This is a genomic window from Corallococcus sp. 4LFB (genome assembly GCF_046520365.1).
Taxonomy (GTDB): domain Bacteria; phylum Myxococcota; class Myxococcia; order Myxococcales; family Myxococcaceae; genus Corallococcus; species Corallococcus caeni.
This window is the reverse complement of the sequence record NZ_JBKGHJ010000190.1, coordinates 1-14,793: the sequence shown is the minus strand read 5'-3', so window position 1 is coordinate 14,793 and position 14,793 is coordinate 1. Positions and strand designations below refer to the sequence as shown.

Annotated in this window: 13 protein-coding genes and 1 pseudogene; 6 read left to right on the top strand and 8 right to left on the bottom strand. The window is 71.0% G+C overall.

The annotated features are described in order from the left end of the window. Positions 1–182, top strand: a pseudogene (locus ACLEQD_RS20975) (hypothetical protein); the annotation flags it as partial. A gap of 48 nt (positions 183–230) precedes the next feature. Here the strand turns inward: ACLEQD_RS20975 and ACLEQD_RS20970 are convergent. The 4 genes from ACLEQD_RS20970 to ACLEQD_RS20955 all read right to left on the bottom strand — a co-directional run bounded on the left by ACLEQD_RS20970 (position 231) and on the right by ACLEQD_RS20955 (position 6,190). After that, positions 231–2,030, bottom strand: coding sequence for a DUF4215 domain-containing protein (locus ACLEQD_RS20970; protein WP_410386080.1), 1,800 nt, complete (start codon positions 2,028–2,030; stop codon positions 231–233). A 130-nt stretch (positions 2,031–2,160) separates the two neighbouring features. Continuing rightward, the gene (locus ACLEQD_RS20965) at positions 2,161–3,582 is read right to left on the bottom strand and encodes a sugar porter family MFS transporter (protein WP_410386078.1); all 1,422 of its coding nucleotides are present in this window, start codon (positions 3,580–3,582) and stop codon (positions 2,161–2,163) included. A 170-nt stretch (positions 3,583–3,752) separates the two neighbouring features. Next, positions 3,753–5,279: a sigma 54-interacting transcriptional regulator gene (locus ACLEQD_RS20960; RefSeq protein WP_410386076.1), complete on the bottom strand. Its 1,527-nt coding sequence runs from the start codon at positions 5,277–5,279 to the stop codon at positions 3,753–3,755. A gap of 74 nt (positions 5,280–5,353) precedes the next feature. Beyond that, positions 5,354–6,190 (bottom strand): MBL fold metallo-hydrolase, encoded by an 837-nt coding sequence (locus tag ACLEQD_RS20955; RefSeq protein WP_338263887.1) that lies wholly within the window; start codon positions 6,188–6,190, stop codon positions 5,354–5,356. Between the two features lie 212 nt (positions 6,191–6,402). On the opposite strand from ACLEQD_RS20955, the gene ACLEQD_RS20950 reads away from it, so the two are divergent. Then, positions 6,403–7,164, top strand: a complete 762-nt coding sequence (locus ACLEQD_RS20950) for a ParA family protein (protein ID WP_410386074.1) — start codon at positions 6,403–6,405, stop codon at positions 7,162–7,164. A 9-nt stretch (positions 7,165–7,173) separates the two neighbouring features. On the opposite strand, the gene ACLEQD_RS20945 is transcribed toward ACLEQD_RS20950, so the two are convergent. Together ACLEQD_RS20945 and ACLEQD_RS20940 are read right to left on the bottom strand one after the other, a co-directional pair. Then, entirely contained in the window at positions 7,174–7,599 is a 426-nt protein-coding gene (locus tag ACLEQD_RS20945; RefSeq protein WP_410386072.1) for a hypothetical protein, read from the bottom strand. Positions 7,600–7,864: 265 nt separating this feature from the next. Further along, a complete protein-coding gene (locus tag ACLEQD_RS20940) occupies positions 7,865–8,548 on the bottom strand; it encodes a dihydrofolate reductase family protein (RefSeq protein ID WP_410386070.1) in 684 nt (227 codons plus the stop codon). 100 nt (positions 8,549–8,648) lie between these two features. Here ACLEQD_RS20940 and ACLEQD_RS20935 point away from each other — a divergent pair, with 100 nt between their 5' ends. Continuing rightward, entirely contained in the window at positions 8,649–9,560 is a 912-nt protein-coding gene (locus ACLEQD_RS20935; RefSeq protein ID WP_410386068.1) for a glutaminase, read from the top strand. A gap of 67 nt (positions 9,561–9,627) precedes the next feature. Here the strand turns inward: ACLEQD_RS20935 and ACLEQD_RS20930 are convergent, their stop codons facing one another. Both ACLEQD_RS20930 and ACLEQD_RS20925 read right to left on the bottom strand, forming a co-directional pair. Then, entirely contained in the window at positions 9,628–11,001 is a 1,374-nt protein-coding gene (locus ACLEQD_RS20930) for a metallophosphoesterase (protein ID WP_410386066.1), read from the bottom strand. 15 nt (positions 11,002–11,016) lie between these two features. Continuing rightward, positions 11,017–12,066 (bottom strand): hypothetical protein, encoded by a 1,050-nt coding sequence (locus tag ACLEQD_RS20925; RefSeq protein ID WP_410386064.1) that lies wholly within the window; start codon positions 12,064–12,066, stop codon positions 11,017–11,019. 798 nt (positions 12,067–12,864) lie between these two features. Between ACLEQD_RS20925 and ACLEQD_RS20920 the strand changes: the two genes are divergently transcribed. The 3 genes from ACLEQD_RS20920 to ACLEQD_RS20910 all read left to right on the top strand — a co-directional run. Further along, positions 12,865–13,062: a DUF6229 family protein gene (locus ACLEQD_RS20920; RefSeq protein WP_207057058.1), complete on the top strand. Its 198-nt coding sequence runs from the start codon at positions 12,865–12,867 to the stop codon at positions 13,060–13,062. Between the two features lie 131 nt (positions 13,063–13,193). Beyond that, positions 13,194–14,642, top strand: coding sequence for a DUF4135 domain-containing protein (locus ACLEQD_RS20915; protein WP_410386062.1), 1,449 nt, complete (start codon positions 13,194–13,196; stop codon positions 14,640–14,642). Then, a partial coding sequence (locus tag ACLEQD_RS20910; RefSeq protein ID WP_410386060.1) for a hypothetical protein occupies positions 14,609–14,793 on the top strand: 185 nt, incomplete at its 3' end. The genes ACLEQD_RS20915 and ACLEQD_RS20910, both read left to right, overlap by 34 nt.

Below are 14,793 nucleotides of genomic sequence, written 5' to 3'. Positions count from 1 at the left end.
CTGCGCGGCTCCCGGCACGGGCACCTACGCGCTGCGCGGCGCGGCGGGCGTCCGGCGCTGGTGGTGCGTGGGGAGGAGGCCGCGGCACCGGCGGGGTGCTGTCCCGCCAGGCCTGGAAACACTTCGCGGCGGCCGGGGCGCTGTCCCTGGCCGCCGCGTTGATGCTCGCCCGGACCCTGTGAGGTCCGGACGCAGAGCCCCGGCCCGTGAGGGCGCCGGGGCGGACGTCCTCAGCCGACCTCGGTGCGGCAGACGGGGCTGCAGCCGTCGCGGGCGTTGGTGTTGCCGTCGTCGCAGTCCTCGCCGTCGGCCTCCTGGATGATGTTGTCGCCGCAGCGCGCGTTCCAGATGCAGGTCAGGCTGCACTTGCCGTAGCCCGGGCCGTTGTCGTTGCCCTGGTCGCACTGCTCGCCCTTGTCGATGACGCCGTTGCCGCACGTCGACTTGCACTCGGTGCGCTGGGTCTCGAAGTTGTTCAGGGTCAGCTTGTACGAGGACTGCGACGTGTGGCGCTCCGCCTGGAACACGACGACCTCGTAGATCTTCCCCTTCACCAGGCCCAGGCCGGAGACCGTGTCCGCGTCCGACAAGGACACCGTTCCGGACGTGGCGCCGTGCACGCCGCCCAGGTCCAGGGCGAGCTTGCCGTTGATGAACACCCACACGTCGTCGTCACCCAGGAACGTCAGGACCTCGGTGCCCTTGAACTCGAACCAGTAGCGCGTCTCGCTGGTGAAGCTGAAGTTGCGATCGATGTTGTTGTTGTCCTTGAGCTTGTTCTCCTTGCCCAGGGCCACCCAGCCGCCGGCGTCGAGCGGGAAGAAGGTCTGGTTGTTGAACAGGTAGGAGCCGTTGGCCTGCTTGTTGAGCTTCAGCGTGCCGACCTCGGTCACGTTGACGTTCGGCGTGTCGCGGTACCACTGGTCGAAGGCCGTCTTGCCGTGGGTGACGGCGGAGCCGGCGCCCTTGGCGTAGATGGGCTTGCCGTCCGCGCCCAGCGGGCCGTACTTCGGGCCGACGATGCCCTGCTCCGGGCCGTTCGCGTCATTGAAGTCCGGGTGCGTGGCCACGGGGGACTTGCAGCCCGAGCTCACGCCGCAGAAGTCGCGGTACACGACGGGGATCTCCACCGTGCTCGGCGGGGACTCGGTGACGCGGACGCAGGCGAAGCCCGCCTCCAGCTTGCACGTGGACGAGCAGCCGTCGTTGGAGCGCACGTTGCCGTCGTCGCACTGCTCGGTGGTGTCACCCGGGAGGATGACGCCGTCGCCGCAGCGGGCCTCGCAGGTGCCGTTCACGCACTTGGGCTCCAGCACGCACAGCGGCGAGCAGCCGTCGCCCATGTCGTGGTTGCCGTCGTCGCACTGCTCGGTGCCTTCCTTCTTGCCGTCACCGCACGTCGTCTTGGAGCACGGCTGGCCCACGACGTCGCACTTGTAGCCCTGCTCCAGGCGGCAGGTGTCGCTGCAGCCGTCGCCCTTGGCGGCGTTGCCGTCCTCGCACTCCTCTTCACCGGCGATGATGTTGTCGCCGCACGTGGCCGCCTTGCAGCGCTGGCCCTGAAGGGGGCACGTCCAGCCCGGCTCCACGACCTTGCAGTCCGCGGAGCAGCCGTCGTTGGCCTCCGTGTTGCGGTCGTCGCAGACCTCGTTCTGCTCCAGCAGGCCGTTGCCGCACGCCGCGGCCTTCACGCACGCTTCGCCCGGGTACGGGCAGACGTAGCCGGACTCCACTTCCATGCAGTTGGCGCGACAGCCGTCGCCGGACGCGTTGTTGGCGTCGTCACAGGCCTCGCCCCGCTGCTGCTTGCCGTCGCCACAGACCTGGGGGCCCGGATCATACGAGCCGCCGTCGGGCAGCGTGTCGCCGCCGTCGGTGTTGCCGCCGTCGGTGTTTCCACCGTCGGTGACGGGCGTGCCTCCGTCGTCATCAGGGTCCTCGTTGCCGGGGCAGGCGGTCAGCGCGAGGAGGAAGGAAGCGAGCACGAGGCTCGCGAGTCGAGTCCGAGCGGGGGGGGAATGTTTCAGCATGAAGTGATGCTGGAAGGGCCTGACCCCACGTGTCAAATGGATCAGGTGTAATTCCACCCAGCCAGTGCGTAAAAATGGAGAAAGCCCGTAGGGGTGTACCGGCTTCCATGCAGCGGCCTGCCTCGCGGGGCTACATCTGTTCCAGCTCCTGACCCTTCGTCTCGCGGATGTATCTGGCGGCGAAGAAGGCGGAGAACACGGCGGCCGCGGCATACAGGCCGTACGCCCAGCCCAGCCCGGCGGCCTGCAGCGCCGGGAACGTGGCGGACACCAGGAAGTTGGCCAGCCACTGCGCCATGGCCGCGATGGACAGCGCGAGCGCGCGGATGCGGTTGGGGAACATCTCGCCCAGCAGCACCCAGACGACGGGCCCCCACGAAAAGCCGAAGAAGACGACGTAGAGGTTGGCGGCGATGAGCGCCGTGGTGCCGGCCGCGCCCTGCAGCGCGGGCTTGCCCGCGGCGTCCAGCGGCGCGGTGCCGAAGAGGTACGCCATCAGGCCCAGCGTCAGCGCCATGCCCACGGAGCCGATGAGGAGCAGGGGCTTTCTTCCCACCTTGTCCACGAACGCGATGGCCACGAGCGTGGTGAGGATGTTGGTGATGCTGGTGATGACGGTGATGGCCAGCGAGTTGTGCTCGGAGAAGCCCACCGCCTGCCAGAGCACGCTGGAGTAGTAGAAGATGACGTTGATGCCCACGAACTGCTGGAGCATCGCGAGCACGATGCCGACCCACACGATGGGCAGGAACCCGAAGCGGCCGCCCTTCAGGTCCGCCAGGCGCGGCGTGTAGTTCGTGCGCACCGAGCGGCGGATCGCCACGACCTTGGACGGCGCGGCGTCCCCCTCGATGTCGCGCAGCACGCTCAGCGCCTCCTCTTCCCGCCCGCGGGCCACGAGGAAGCGCGGGGACTCCGAGATGAAGATGGCGCCGATGCCGTAGAAGAGCGCGGGCGGCAGGCCGCTGAAGAACATCCACCGCCACGCGGTGAGGCCCAGCCAGGTGGGGTTGGAGGCGGAGCCCGCGTAGAGCGCGATGGCGAAGTCCCCCAGCAGGGCTACGAAGATGCCGGTCACGATGGCCAGTTGCTGCAGCGACGCCAGGCGGCCGCGCAGGTACGCGGGGGCGATCTCCGCGATGTACGTGGGCGCCACGACGCTGGCGAAGCCCACCCCCAGGCCGCCCACCAGCCGCCAGATGCTCAGGTCCCACAGGGAGAACGCGAACCCCGACCCGATGGCGCTGACGATGAACAGGGCCGCCGCGAGCATCATCGCGCGCCGGCGGCCGTAGCGGTCCGCGAAGGGCCCCGCGGCGAAGGCGCCCGTCGCGGAGCCGACGAGCGCGGAGGACACCGCCAGCCCCAGGCCCAGGCTGCTCGCGGCGAACTCGGCCTTCAGGGCCGCGACGGTGCCGTTGATGACGGCGGTGTCGAAGCCGAAGAGGAACCCGCCCAGGGCGGCCACCACGGAGATGCCAATGACCCTGCCGGTGCGTGTCTCCCGTTGCGCCGGGGGCCCGCTCGTCGGGACATCGAGGACATCCGCCATGGCGCGCTCCCTCCCCCTCGGACGGGCACGGGTCCGGCCCTCGCGGGACGCACACCGGCCCTGGGAGAGAGGTGCCCCCCGGTGGCCACCGAAAGGCACCCCCGGACAGACGGCCGCTCGCGGGGCCGCCCGTTGGGGGCAGGGCCGCGAAGCCAGAGGCGGGCCGGAGCTCAGCCCTCGTCCGCCAGGCCGTACTCCTTGAGCTTGCGGGCGAGCGTGTTGCGGCCGATCTCCAGCGTCCGCGCCGCCGCGGTGCGGTTGCCCTTCACGGCCTCCAGCACGTGCAGGATGTGGCGGCGCTCCACCTCCGCCAGCGGCAGGAGCAGCGGCGCGTCCGGCGCGGCGGCGGGCCCGCGCGGCGTGGCGGAGGGTTCGGTCGCCGGGAGCGCCCGGTCCAGGGAGGGCAGGGGCAGGTGCTCCTCCAATATCTCCCCTTCGGACAGCACCACGGCGCTCTCGATGCAGTTCTCCAGCTCGCGCACGTTGCCGGGCCAGCGGTAGCGCTTGAGCCTCGCGAGCGCGGTGGCGCCCAGGCGGGGCACGGGCAGGCGGTGGCGCTTCGCGGCGGTGGCGACGAAGTGGCGGGCCAGCCGCTCGATGTCCTCCGCGCCGCGCTCGCGCAGCGGGGGCAGGAGCAGCTCCACGACCTTGATGCGGTAGTAGAGGTCCTCGCGGAACTTGCCTTCCTCCACCATGCGCGGCAGGTCGCGGTGGGTGGCCGCGACGATGCGCACGTCCACCTTGACGGCCTGCGTGCCGCCCACGCGCTCGAACTCGCGGTCCTGCAACACGCGCAAGAGCTTGCCCTGCACGGCCTGGGGCAATTCGCCCAGCTCGTCGATGAAGACGGTGCCGCCGTCGGCCGCCTCGAACTTGCCGGGCACGCGGTGGTCGGCGCCGGTGAAGGCGCCCTTCTCGTGGCCGAACAGCTCGTTCTCGATGAGGGCGGCGGGCAGGGCCGCGCAGTCCACCTTCACGAAGGGCTTGTCGCGCCGGGGGCCGTTGACGTGGATGGCGCGCGCGAACAGCTCCTTGCCGCAGCCGCTCTCCCCGCGCAGCAGCACCGTGGCGTCCGTGGGCGCGGCCTTCTGCACCAGGCGGTAGAGGGCCTTGAGCGGCGGGGCCTCTCCGATGATGCGGTTGAAGAAGTAGCCCACGGGGGCCTGCGGCTGATCCTTCGCGCGCTGCAGCTCCTGGTAGAGGCTGGTGGTCTGGAGCGCGGTGCTCACCTGGGCCGCGATGTCGGTGAGCTTCTGCGTGTCCTCCTCCGTGAAGGCGCCTCCGCCCAGGCGGTTGAGCACCTGGAGCACGCCGTACACGGCGCCGGCCGAGTCGCGCAGCGGCACCGCGGCCAGGCTGATGGTGCGGTAGCCCGTCATCCGGTCGATGTCCGCGAAGAAGCGGCGCTCGCCGCGAGGATCCGGCACGTGCACGGGCTCGCCGGCCTCCGCGACGTAGCCCGCGACGCCCTGGCCCAGCTTCACGCGGATCTGCGCGACCTCCGGCAGGTGCGCCGCGCGGCTGAACAGCTCCCGGCGCACCGGATCCAACAGCCACAGCGTGCCCCGGTCCGCCTGCAACGTGATGGCGATGCGGTCCACGAGCGTCTGGAGGAAGGCGTCCAGGTCCACCTCGCGCCCGACGAGGCCACCAAGGGGGAGCAGGACCTGGGACACATCCGGCGGGGACGAGGGCATGGCGGCGGGCAGCGGCGGAAGTGAGAAGGGCGCTGGGGGCACTGTAGCAGCGCAGGGCTCCGGGCTCGCGGCGCTCATGCGCCCGCCGCGCGGCCCAGCAGCATGCGCTGGCCCTCACGCGCGGGCTCGGTGAAGGGGAACAGGCCGCGCGCCTCCTGCGCCATGTCCTCCAGGAGCTCGTCCGCGTGGGACGGGTCGTGGTGGAAGAGGAAGAGGCGACCGGCGTGCAGGTCCTTGGCCACCTTGGCCGCGTCCATCATCGTCGAGTGGCCCCAGCCCTTCTTGGACATGCCCTTCCTGCCCTCGTACTCGTCGGGCGTGTACTGCGCGTCCAGGCACAGCGCGTCCGCGCCCTCGAAGTGGCGGGCGACGTCCGACGTGAGGCGCTCCGGCAGCTCCACGTCCGTCGCGTACACGAACGAGTGGCCGTCCGCTTCGACTCGATAAGCCATGCAGCCGTCCGGGTGCGGCACGTCGATGGGCGTCACCTTGAAGGGGCCGACCTCGACGGTGCGGCCGTGCAGCGCGGCGCCGAAGGCCATCTTCGAGCGCATGGTGGACAGCGGCACCGGGAACTGCGGCGGGCGCATCTGCTGCGACAGCGTGGACTCCAGCGCCTGGGCGCCATTCGCGCCGGGGCCGTACATCGTCAGCGACGTGGTGGGCAGGTACGCGGGCGTGAAGAAGGGGAAGCCCTGCACGTGGTCCCAGTGCAGGTGGGAGAAGAACATCGTCGCCTTCTGGGGGGCGCCCTCGCGCATCATCACCTCGCCCAGCGTGCGGATGCCCGTGCCCGCGTCGAGGATCAACCGCTCGCCCTGGCTCGTCACCTCCACGCACGCGGTGTTGCCACCGATGCGCGAGCCCGACACCGCGATGCTGCCCCGAACGCCAAAGAAGCGGATTTCCATGATGGGTCTCCTGGTGCTCCGACACCCGCTGGGGGCGCCCTGACGTGAGGGGGACAGAGCACGTCCGGTGCCAGCGCCAAGGGGCTGGAATCATTGGAGTGGCGGAGGAGGGGCAGGGCGGGCCGCTCCATTCTGGAGCGCCCTGGATGGGGCGGGCGGTCCAATCCGGCGCGGCCCCGCGACGCGGCGGATTCCTGGTACATCCGGGGCCCATGCCGGTCATCGCGTTCTGCACCATCAAGGGAGGCGTCGGGAAGACGACGCTGTGTTCGCACGTGGCGGCGGCGCTGGCGGACACAGGGCGCCGGGTGCTGCTGTTGGATCTGGATCCGCAGGCGCATGCGTCGCTGGTGCTGGGCCTGGAGACGCGCGAGGGCCCGTGCGTGGCGGACGCCTTCGGGCCGCGGCCGAAGCACCGGCTGGACGAGATTGTCGTGGCGTCGCCCAGGCGGCCGGGGTTGTTCATCGCGCCAGGGGCCCCGCGCATGGCGGCGCTGGAGCGCGAGCTGTTCGGGTGGGGCCACCGGCTCCAGGCGATTCCGCGCGCGTTGAAGACGCTGTCGTGGACGCCGGACGTCATCGTCGTGGACACGCCGCCGAGCATCGGCGCGTTCACGGAGGCCGTGCTGGCTTACTCGGACGTGGTGGTGGCGCCGGTGCCCACGGGCGCGTTCGCGTTGCAGGGGCTGGGGGAGATTGAGACCGCGTGGCGCGACGTGCGCGAGGAGGGCGGCCAGTTGGTGGCCGCCGTGAACCTGTGGGACCGGCGCACGCCCGCGACCAACGAGGCGATGGAGGCGGCGCTGAAGGACGTGACGGTGCCGGTGCTGAAGGCCCGCATCCCGCGCTCGGAGTCCATCAACCAGGCGGGGCTGGGCTACGAGGTGGTCTTCGACGTGAGCCCCAACGCGGCGGGCGCGGAGGAGCTGCGCGCCATGGCCCGCGAGCTGGCGAAGCTCGCGGGGCTGCGCTGAGGCGAGTCCCTATCGCTGCTGAGCGACGATGAGGCCGCGTCGCACATCGACGGCGTAGAGCCCGCCGGCATCCGAGGCGGTGTCGTTCGGGTCGCAGAGTTCGGTGTGCGCGTAGATGCCGACCAGGATGATTCCATCCGGCAGCTGCTCCACCGACACCTGGTAGATGTCGCGACGGAAGAGGCACAGCTCAACCGGCGTCGCGTCCTTGGGCGGCTTGCGGTCCAAGGGGAGAAAATCATCCATCGCGAGCTGGACGGCGGTGGCGACGTCCCCACTGAGGAGTGTCGTCCTGCCCTCCTGAAAGAGGAGGGGCGGGAAGACGAACTTCTGGGCCTCCTCGGGAGGCGCATGCGGTGGGCGCGTCGAGCGCTGGAACAGGGAGCACCCGCTCAACGCAACGAGCGACAGAACAAGCAGCGACGCGCGTGTCATCGGGAGCCCTCCGGCACAGGCTGGACTCAATCCCAAAGTACGTCCCGTTACCATCCCGGCGATACGAGTAGCCGCTGCACGCCACGAGCAGCGTGAGCGCTGCCATCCAAACCAAACGCACCATGCCGTCCCTGCTGCCCCTTGAGACGCGGGGAGCGGGAAGGCTGGCATCACGTAAGAGACGGCGGAAGTCCGGCATGGCACAACGTATCATGACTGGAAAACGTGAAAGTCACGCCATGCAGGGACTTGAGCGCGGAGCGCCTCAGTCCGGCTGTCCGATGGTGCCGGTCCGCAGGGGTCCGGCGCGCCGATAGGTGAGCAGCACCACGCCGTTGGGCGTGATTCGCGACGCGGCGAGCTGCAGCGTGCGGGGCTGCGTTCCCGTTCCGAAGAGGCGCCGGCCGCTGCCCAGCGTCACGGGGAAGACGTGCAGATGCAGCACGTCCACCAGGTCATGCTCCAGCAGGGTCTGGAACAGGCCGCCACTGCCATGCACCTGCAGCTCGCGGCCGGGCAGGGCCTTGAGGCGGCGCACCGCCTCCACCGTGTCCCCCTCCAACAGCTTCGAGTTCGCCCACTCCACGCGGCGCAGGGTGGTGGACGCCACGTACTTGGGCAGCCTGTTGAGCGGCCCGGCGATGGGGTCGTCCGGCGCCGTCACCTTCGGCCAGTAGCCCGCGAAGATGTCGTACGTCCCGCGCCCGAGCAGGAACGCGTCCGCCCGGCTGAAGATGTCGACGACGTGCGCGCCGAACTCCGGGCTGGAATGCGGCTGCACCCAGCCGCCGTGGGCGAAGCCGCCGCTCGGGTCTTCCTCCGGGGCTCCCGGGGACTGCACCACTCCGTCCAGCGTCACGAACTCCGTCACCGTCAGCTCCATCGTCGCATCCATCCCTTCCGGGCAGTCCCTTCGCCCGTCTATCTCCGCGACGAACAGGCCGCGCATGGATCGACACGCGGGGATTTTCAGCGGAGTTCCCGGGCGAGGAAGGCGGCGCTCGTTTTCTGAAAGCCCCCATGCGCGTTCCGGACGAGGATGGCGGCACATGGACTACCAGGCGGTGTTGTCGGAGGTCTGGGACGCGGTGCGGCCTGTGCTGGGGCAGGGCCGCGTGGCGACGTACATCCCGGCGCTGGCGGCGGTGGATCCCCACCGCTTCGGCATGGCGCTCGCGACGGTGGAGGGGGACGTGTACGGCGTGGGGGACTGGCGCGAGCCGTTCTCCATCCAGAGCATCTCCAAGGTGTTCACGCTGGCGCTCACGCTGTCGCGGGACGGGGACGCGCTGTGGCGGCGCGTGGGCAAGGAGCCGTCGGGCAATCCGTTCAACTCGCTGGTTCAGCTGGAGTACGAGCAGGGCATCCCGCGCAACCCCTTCATCAACGCGGGCGCGCTGGTCATCACGGATCGCCTGCAGCGGCTCACCGGGGATGCGCGCGGCACGCTTCGGGACTTCCTCCGCGCGGAGAGTGGCAACCCGCTGGTGGACTTCGATCCGGTCATCGCCGCGTCGGAGGCGGAGCACGGGCACCGCAACAGCGCGCTGGCCCACTTCATGGCGAGCTACGGCAACATGGAGAGCGCCGTCCCGGAGGTGCTGGAGCACTACTTCTGGCAGTGCTCGCTGGCGATGAGCTGCGCGGACCTGGCGCGGGCGTGTGGGTTCCTCGCGCGTCACGGGCAACGTGCGGATGGGGCGCGGCTGCTCACGCGCAGCCAGGCCAAGCAGGTCAACGCGGTGATGCTCACCTGCGGCACGTACGACGCGGCGGGGGAGTTCGCCTATCGAGTCGGGCTGCCCGGCAAGAGCGGCGTGGGCGGAGGCATCATCGCCGTCATCCCCAACCGCTGCGGCCTGTGCGTGTGGAGCCCCGGGCTGGATGCACGGGGCAACTCGGTGGCGGGCGTGGAGGCGCTGGACCGGTTCACGACGCTGACCGGCCTGTCCATCTTCTAGAGGCCGGGTCTGGGATCACTGGCCTTGTTCCTCGAGGGCCTTCAGTCCCCAGCGCTCCCGCTGAGAATCAGCTCGCGGACGGAAGCTCCGCGCTGCGCAGGGTCTTCGGGCCCTGCGCCGTCCACTGTGACAGCCGCAGGGTCGCGCCCTTCGCGGAGGCGTGGGGCTCCACCTCCACGAAGGTGAAGCGCTGCTCCAGCTTCGCGTGCTTCTGCTTCGCCGGGTCCAGCGACGGATTGCCCTGGAGCTCCGCGAGGTATTCGCCCCATTCCTCGTCGGAGGCTTCGGGGGCGGGGAGCCGCAGGAGGGAGATCCACGTCCCGGTGTTGGCGTAGAGCGGCCCGTCGCCCTCGTGCCAGCGGGCCGCGTGCGTGTGGCCCATCACCACCGCCTGGGGGTTGTACTTCTTGCCCAGCCGCGCGGTCTCCGCGAGCTCGTCCTTGCCGGGCTCCAGCGCGAAGTAGTCCGTGCCGCTCCTGCCGGCGACCGCGCGGTGCAGGCGCGCGTAGAGCGCGAAGCCCGCCTTGGCCAGCTTCAGCCGCGCGCGGCCCAGGGCCTCCGGGTTGTCGAAGGCGTTGAGCTTCTCCGGGTCCAGCACCGACAACAGCGCCTCCACCTCGTCGTCCTTCAGGTCCACCCGCGCCAGGCCGCGCGCCAGGTGCGCGTCCGCGTCCGACGCGCCCACCGCGTCCATCGGCTCGAGCGCGAAGGCCGGCGCGAGGCTCCGGTTCTCCAGCAGGCGCCGGATGAGCGTGAGCGTCCCGGACGTGAACAGGACCTTGAGCGCGTCCGGCTTCACGCCGAGCGCCACCATCACCGCGCCCTGGAAGTCCGGCTTGAGCAGGTCCATGTACCGCATGCGGTGCTGGTGCTTGAGCGGGTTGAGCAGCGTCTTCACCAGCACCGAGCCCGGCGGATAGCGGAAGCGGTTCGCCCGCTCCGGCGACAGGAGCGAGTCGTAGTCGATGCGGTTCGCCACGTCGGTGTGCTCGCCATGCGTGACGAGCACGTGCGACCCGCCGACCTCCAGTCGCAGGGGCGCGGTGCCGTCCCGGAACTCCAACCGCGAAGCCACGTCCGGCGGCTGCCCGAGCGCCGAGCGGATCACCCCCTGGACGTCCGGCAGCGCCAGCTCCAGGTCATGGTTGCCCACCACCATCGTCGCCCGGCCTCCCGCGGCCAGCACCCGCCCGAGCGCCTTCAGCGCGGGCGCGGTCGCCGCGGACGTCACCAGCGCCCGGGCCTGCTCCAGCGTCCGCCGCGGATCCACCGCCAGCGGGTCGTCGTTGAGCAGGAAGTCGAAGCTGTCCCCGTTGAGCACGACGTGGGTCGGCGTGCCGGTGAAGGAGTCGAAGAGGGCGGGCAGCTCGGCGGCGCCCGCGAAGATGTCGTAGGGGCCTCCGTTGCCCAAGTGAAGGTCGCTGAGAATGAGCGTTCGCATCGGTCGATGCTCCTTTCAGGGAAGCGCCTGCAGATCGTTGTGCCGGATGCTCACGGCGGGATCGCCGAGCACCACGTAGTTGCGAGCGTCGTTGCGCTCAATCCACCGGTGCAGCAGCTCGCGCGGCTGAAGCTTGCCGTTGGACGTGTTGGCGTCCAGGTGCGTCAGCAGGATGTTGTTGGCGGCGGAGAAGCGGTCGCGGAAGTCGCGCAGCGCGTGGCCCACCGGCATGCCCGCCAGGATCTTCCAGAGCGTGTTGCGGAACGGGTGGAGGGTCGTCTGCGTCATCTGCAGGGGCCGGATGGAGAAGCCCCAGGCCCGCTCCACGTGGCCAATCACCGCCAGCGCGCCGCCGTTGGGGTGGGCCAGCAGCCGCCGGGGCAGGGCCGCGACGAAGGGCGCGCTCGCGAGCGCCTCGCCGCTGCGGTTGGCGTTCATCGGGAACTCGTCATGCGCGGGCGTGCCCATGCCGAAGCAGGCGAAGAAGAACGCCACTAGGCCATGGAGCCGGGCGTCGTCCTGGATGTCCGACGCCGCCACGTAGTGCGAGGGCGCCATCGCGCCAAAGCCGCTCCAGTCCTGGCTCAGCAGGGCGCCCTGCTTCGTGAGCTGGAGCGGATCATTCGCCTTGAAGCCCACGCCATGGGACGCGGTGAAGAGCACCGCCGGGCGCACCTCCTGGCCGTGGAGCGCGGAGAGCAGCCACTCGCGGGTCGCGTCGTCCTCGATGGCGTCACGGCTGGCGTAGCGGAGCTTCGCGGCGACCGTCTTCGCCGGCTGCGGTGCCTGATCCGCGGGGGCGCCCCGGGCCAGCGCGGTGACGAGGCTGTCCGCGCTGAGCTCCGTGGAGCGGTCCCCGGGGTGCTTGGGTCCCCACCAGCTCACCTGCCGGTGGTTGGGCACGGAGGCGCCCGTCTCATACGCCACCACGCTGTCCGCATAGCGCGCGTACTCCGCCGGCGTGTCGAAGGAGAGCCGGCCCACGGCGTAGGAGAGGGAGAGCGAGTGCTGCACGTCGTACGGGATGACGTCGGGCCCGCCCACGAGCAGCAGGTAGTAGGGCACGGCGGTCGCTCCACGTCGCCGATGGGCGCCCCGTACCGCTCCAGGAACTGATGCGCCGTCTCGCCGGCCTGGTAGGTGAGGACGTGGAGCCGGTCCGTCTCCGCGCGCGCGCGCCGGTGGGCGATGAGCGGCTCCAGGCTCTTGCGCAGCTCGTCGGAGGCGGAGGCCGCGAACACCACGCCCCAGCCGGCCTGGGTGTAGTCCTCCGGCGGCGCGTCCGGCGGCAGGCCGAAGGAGACGCGCATGGGGAGGAAGTCGAGCCACTTCTTCCACGCCTCGAAGTACGCGGCCTCGCCCCGGGGCTCCGCCACCTCCGCGGCCGCCGGCAGCGTGATGGGCGGCACCAGGTACTGCCCGGTGACGCCGTCGATGCCGTTGAGGATCAGCGGATCTTCCGGGCTGGGGATGGGGCGCTCCACGTTCACCTCCTCCCCGCCATCCTAGGCCTCCGCGCTGACCTGGAAAGAGCGGACAGGGGTCTGGCTGTCCGGCCCTCGGCGTTCGTGAGCAGGTGGTGTCGCGTGGCGGGCGCGCCGTCCGACCCCGGGGCTGAGGTGTCCTCGGGTCCACAGACGCCTCGTCCTCTCGGGCAGGGACCGGCCGCGGCGTCGTGGCAATCCCTTACGTCCCGTTCGCGCCGGGCTGGACTTGTGTCGTGCGGACACAAGCCATTGTGTTGTGTCTGACTTTGACTTGTCGCGTCTGGCATTGCGGGGCGTGTCTGTGTTCACGTCCGTTCCGCGTCCGGCACGCCTGGCACCCCTCGCCAGGCGGGTCCGGCCGCAAGGGAGAGCACTCATGACGAAGAAGGCCTCGGTCCAGGATGTGGTGCAGGGCTGGCTGTCCGGTGATGAGGAGTCCCATGGCATGACGAACCCGGCGGGTCCGGTGTTCGTGGGAGGTGCGCGCACGGAGCAGGCGCTCACGGAGTCCAACCTGGTGGCGGACACGGGCTGCAGCAGCTGCAGCGCGTCCTCCACCGCGTTCTGCTGTTGATCCATCGCGGCCCCCCGTCCGCATGAATCACCCCTCCGGTTTCCGTGCGCGGTGCCGGAGGGCTTTTGCGCCGTTCCCACCTCCGGTCCCCACCCCCAGGGAGCCCCCTCATGGTCCACGAGGAAGCGTCGATGGCTGCCGAGGTCCCTCCCGAGGGATGGCTCGCGCGCCCCGTGAACGTCCTGCTGGCGCCGCATCTGGACTCGCTCGCGGAGCGGCTGTCGCGGATGGAGGGCCTCTCCCCGGCGGAGCGCGGCGTGGTGGAGGCCGCCGCCCGGGAGGCGCTGGGCTTCAGCGCCCAGCTCAAGCTCAACCGCGTGCTCCTCCTGGAGCTGCACGCCGCGTCGCTGGAGGGACGGCTCGACGCCGCGGACCCGCCGGGACGGTGGGCCCGGTTCCTGGAGCAGGCCTGCACCTCCGACTTCCACACGCACCTGCGCGGACGCTACCCGCCGCTCCTGGACAGGCTGGCGACGCTGGGCCGACTCCAGACCCAGGCGGTGCTGCGGCTGGCGGAACGGTTCGTCGCGGACCGCGAATCACTGACGGAGCTGCCGGGCCGTCCTCGCGGCGCGCTGAAGCGCCTGCGGCTGGGGGAGGGGGATGCCCACCGGGGCGGCCAGACGGTGGCGCTGCTGGAGCTGGAGGCGGGCACGGTGCTCTACAAGCCCCGGTGCATGCGCGTGGATCGCGCGCTGGAGGGGCTGCTCGCGCGCGTGCTGGCGCCGGACGAGGAATCCACGCGGATCCGCGTGCCGGCCGTGCTGGTGCGCGCGGGCTACGGCTGGGCGGAGTTCGTGGAGCACCGCTTCTGCGCGAACGACGCCGAGCTCGCGCGCTTCTACCGGAACCTGGGCCACTGGCTCGCGGTGATGCGCCTCCTGGGCGGCACGGACCTGCACTCGGAGAACCTCATCGCGCACGGGCCGGTGCCCGTGGTGGTGGACGTGGAGAGCCTCTTCACCCCGGATCCGCCCGTGCCCCCGGCGGAGCGCGGGCTGGCGGTGGACCTGGCGGCGAAGGCCATCCGCGGCACCGTCCTGCGCACGGGCCTGCTCCCCGTGCGCAGCGGCGGCCCGGGCCTGGGCGGCCTGGACATCTCCGCGGCGGGTTCGCTCCCGGGCCAGCAGCCGCGCATCGCGGCGCCCCTCATCGTCGGCGGGGGCACGGACGGGGCCCACCTGGGCATGGCGCTGATGGAGCGCCCGCACGCGAAGAACCACCCCAGCCCGGAGCCCGTGCTCGCGCGGCACTGGGACCAGGTCGTGGAGGGCTTCCAGGAGCTGACCGCGCGGATGAAGGCGCTGGACGCGTACGGAGGGCTGCGCCCGCTGCTGGAGCCGTTCACGGGCGCGGTGGTCCGGCGCATCCTGCGGCCCACGCAGACGTATGCGGAGCTGCTGCGCATGCTCTGGCACCCGGCCTCGCTGCACGACGCGCCCAGGGCCCACGCGCGGGCGCGGGACGTGATGCGCAAGAACGCCGACGTGTCCCCCGGCGCGCCTCCGCCACGCCCGTCATCGACGAGGAGCTGGCGGACCTGTGCGTGGGGGACATCCCCGTGTTCACCCAGCCGGTGACCCGGAGCGTGGTCGACGCCGCGCTGGAGGCGTGGCGTTCGGTGGATGAGTCGCTGGAGGCGATGACCATCCAGAGCACGCTGATCAGCGCCTACCTCAACGAGAAGACCGTGCCGCCTCGCGTCCCCGCGCCGGCCACGCCCGCGCGCCG

Bases quoted from the DNA above. Each gene is read 5' to 3' on its own strand.
- ACLEQD_RS20970 (WP_410386080.1), bottom strand. From the start codon at position 2,030: ATGCTGAAACATTCCCCCCCCGCTCGGACTCGACTCGCGAGCCTCGTG.
- ACLEQD_RS20965 (WP_410386078.1), bottom strand. From the start codon at position 3,582: ATGGCGGATGTCCTCGATGTCCCGACGAGCGGGCCCCCGGCGCAACGG.
- ACLEQD_RS20960 (WP_410386076.1), bottom strand. From the start codon at position 5,279: ATGCCCTCGTCCCCGCCGGATGTGTCCCAGGTCCTGCTCCCCCTTGGT.
- ACLEQD_RS20955 (WP_338263887.1), bottom strand. From the start codon at position 6,190: ATGGAAATCCGCTTCTTTGGCGTTCGGGGCAGCATCGCGGTGTCGGGC.
- ACLEQD_RS20950 (WP_410386074.1), top strand. From the start codon at position 6,403: ATGCCGGTCATCGCGTTCTGCACCATCAAGGGAGGCGTCGGGAAGACG.
- ACLEQD_RS20945 (WP_410386072.1), bottom strand. From the start codon at position 7,599: ATGACACGCGCGTCGCTGCTTGTTCTGTCGCTCGTTGCGTTGAGCGGG.
- ACLEQD_RS20940 (WP_410386070.1), bottom strand. From the start codon at position 8,548: ATGCGCGGCCTGTTCGTCGCGGAGATAGACGGGCGAAGGGACTGCCCG.
- ACLEQD_RS20935 (WP_410386068.1), top strand. From the start codon at position 8,649: ATGGACTACCAGGCGGTGTTGTCGGAGGTCTGGGACGCGGTGCGGCCT.
- ACLEQD_RS20930 (WP_410386066.1), bottom strand. From the start codon at position 11,001: ATGCGAACGCTCATTCTCAGCGACCTTCACTTGGGCAACGGAGGCCCC.
- ACLEQD_RS20920 (WP_207057058.1), top strand. From the start codon at position 12,865: ATGACGAAGAAGGCCTCGGTCCAGGATGTGGTGCAGGGCTGGCTGTCC.
- ACLEQD_RS20915 (WP_410386062.1), top strand. From the start codon at position 13,194: ATGGCTGCCGAGGTCCCTCCCGAGGGATGGCTCGCGCGCCCCGTGAAC.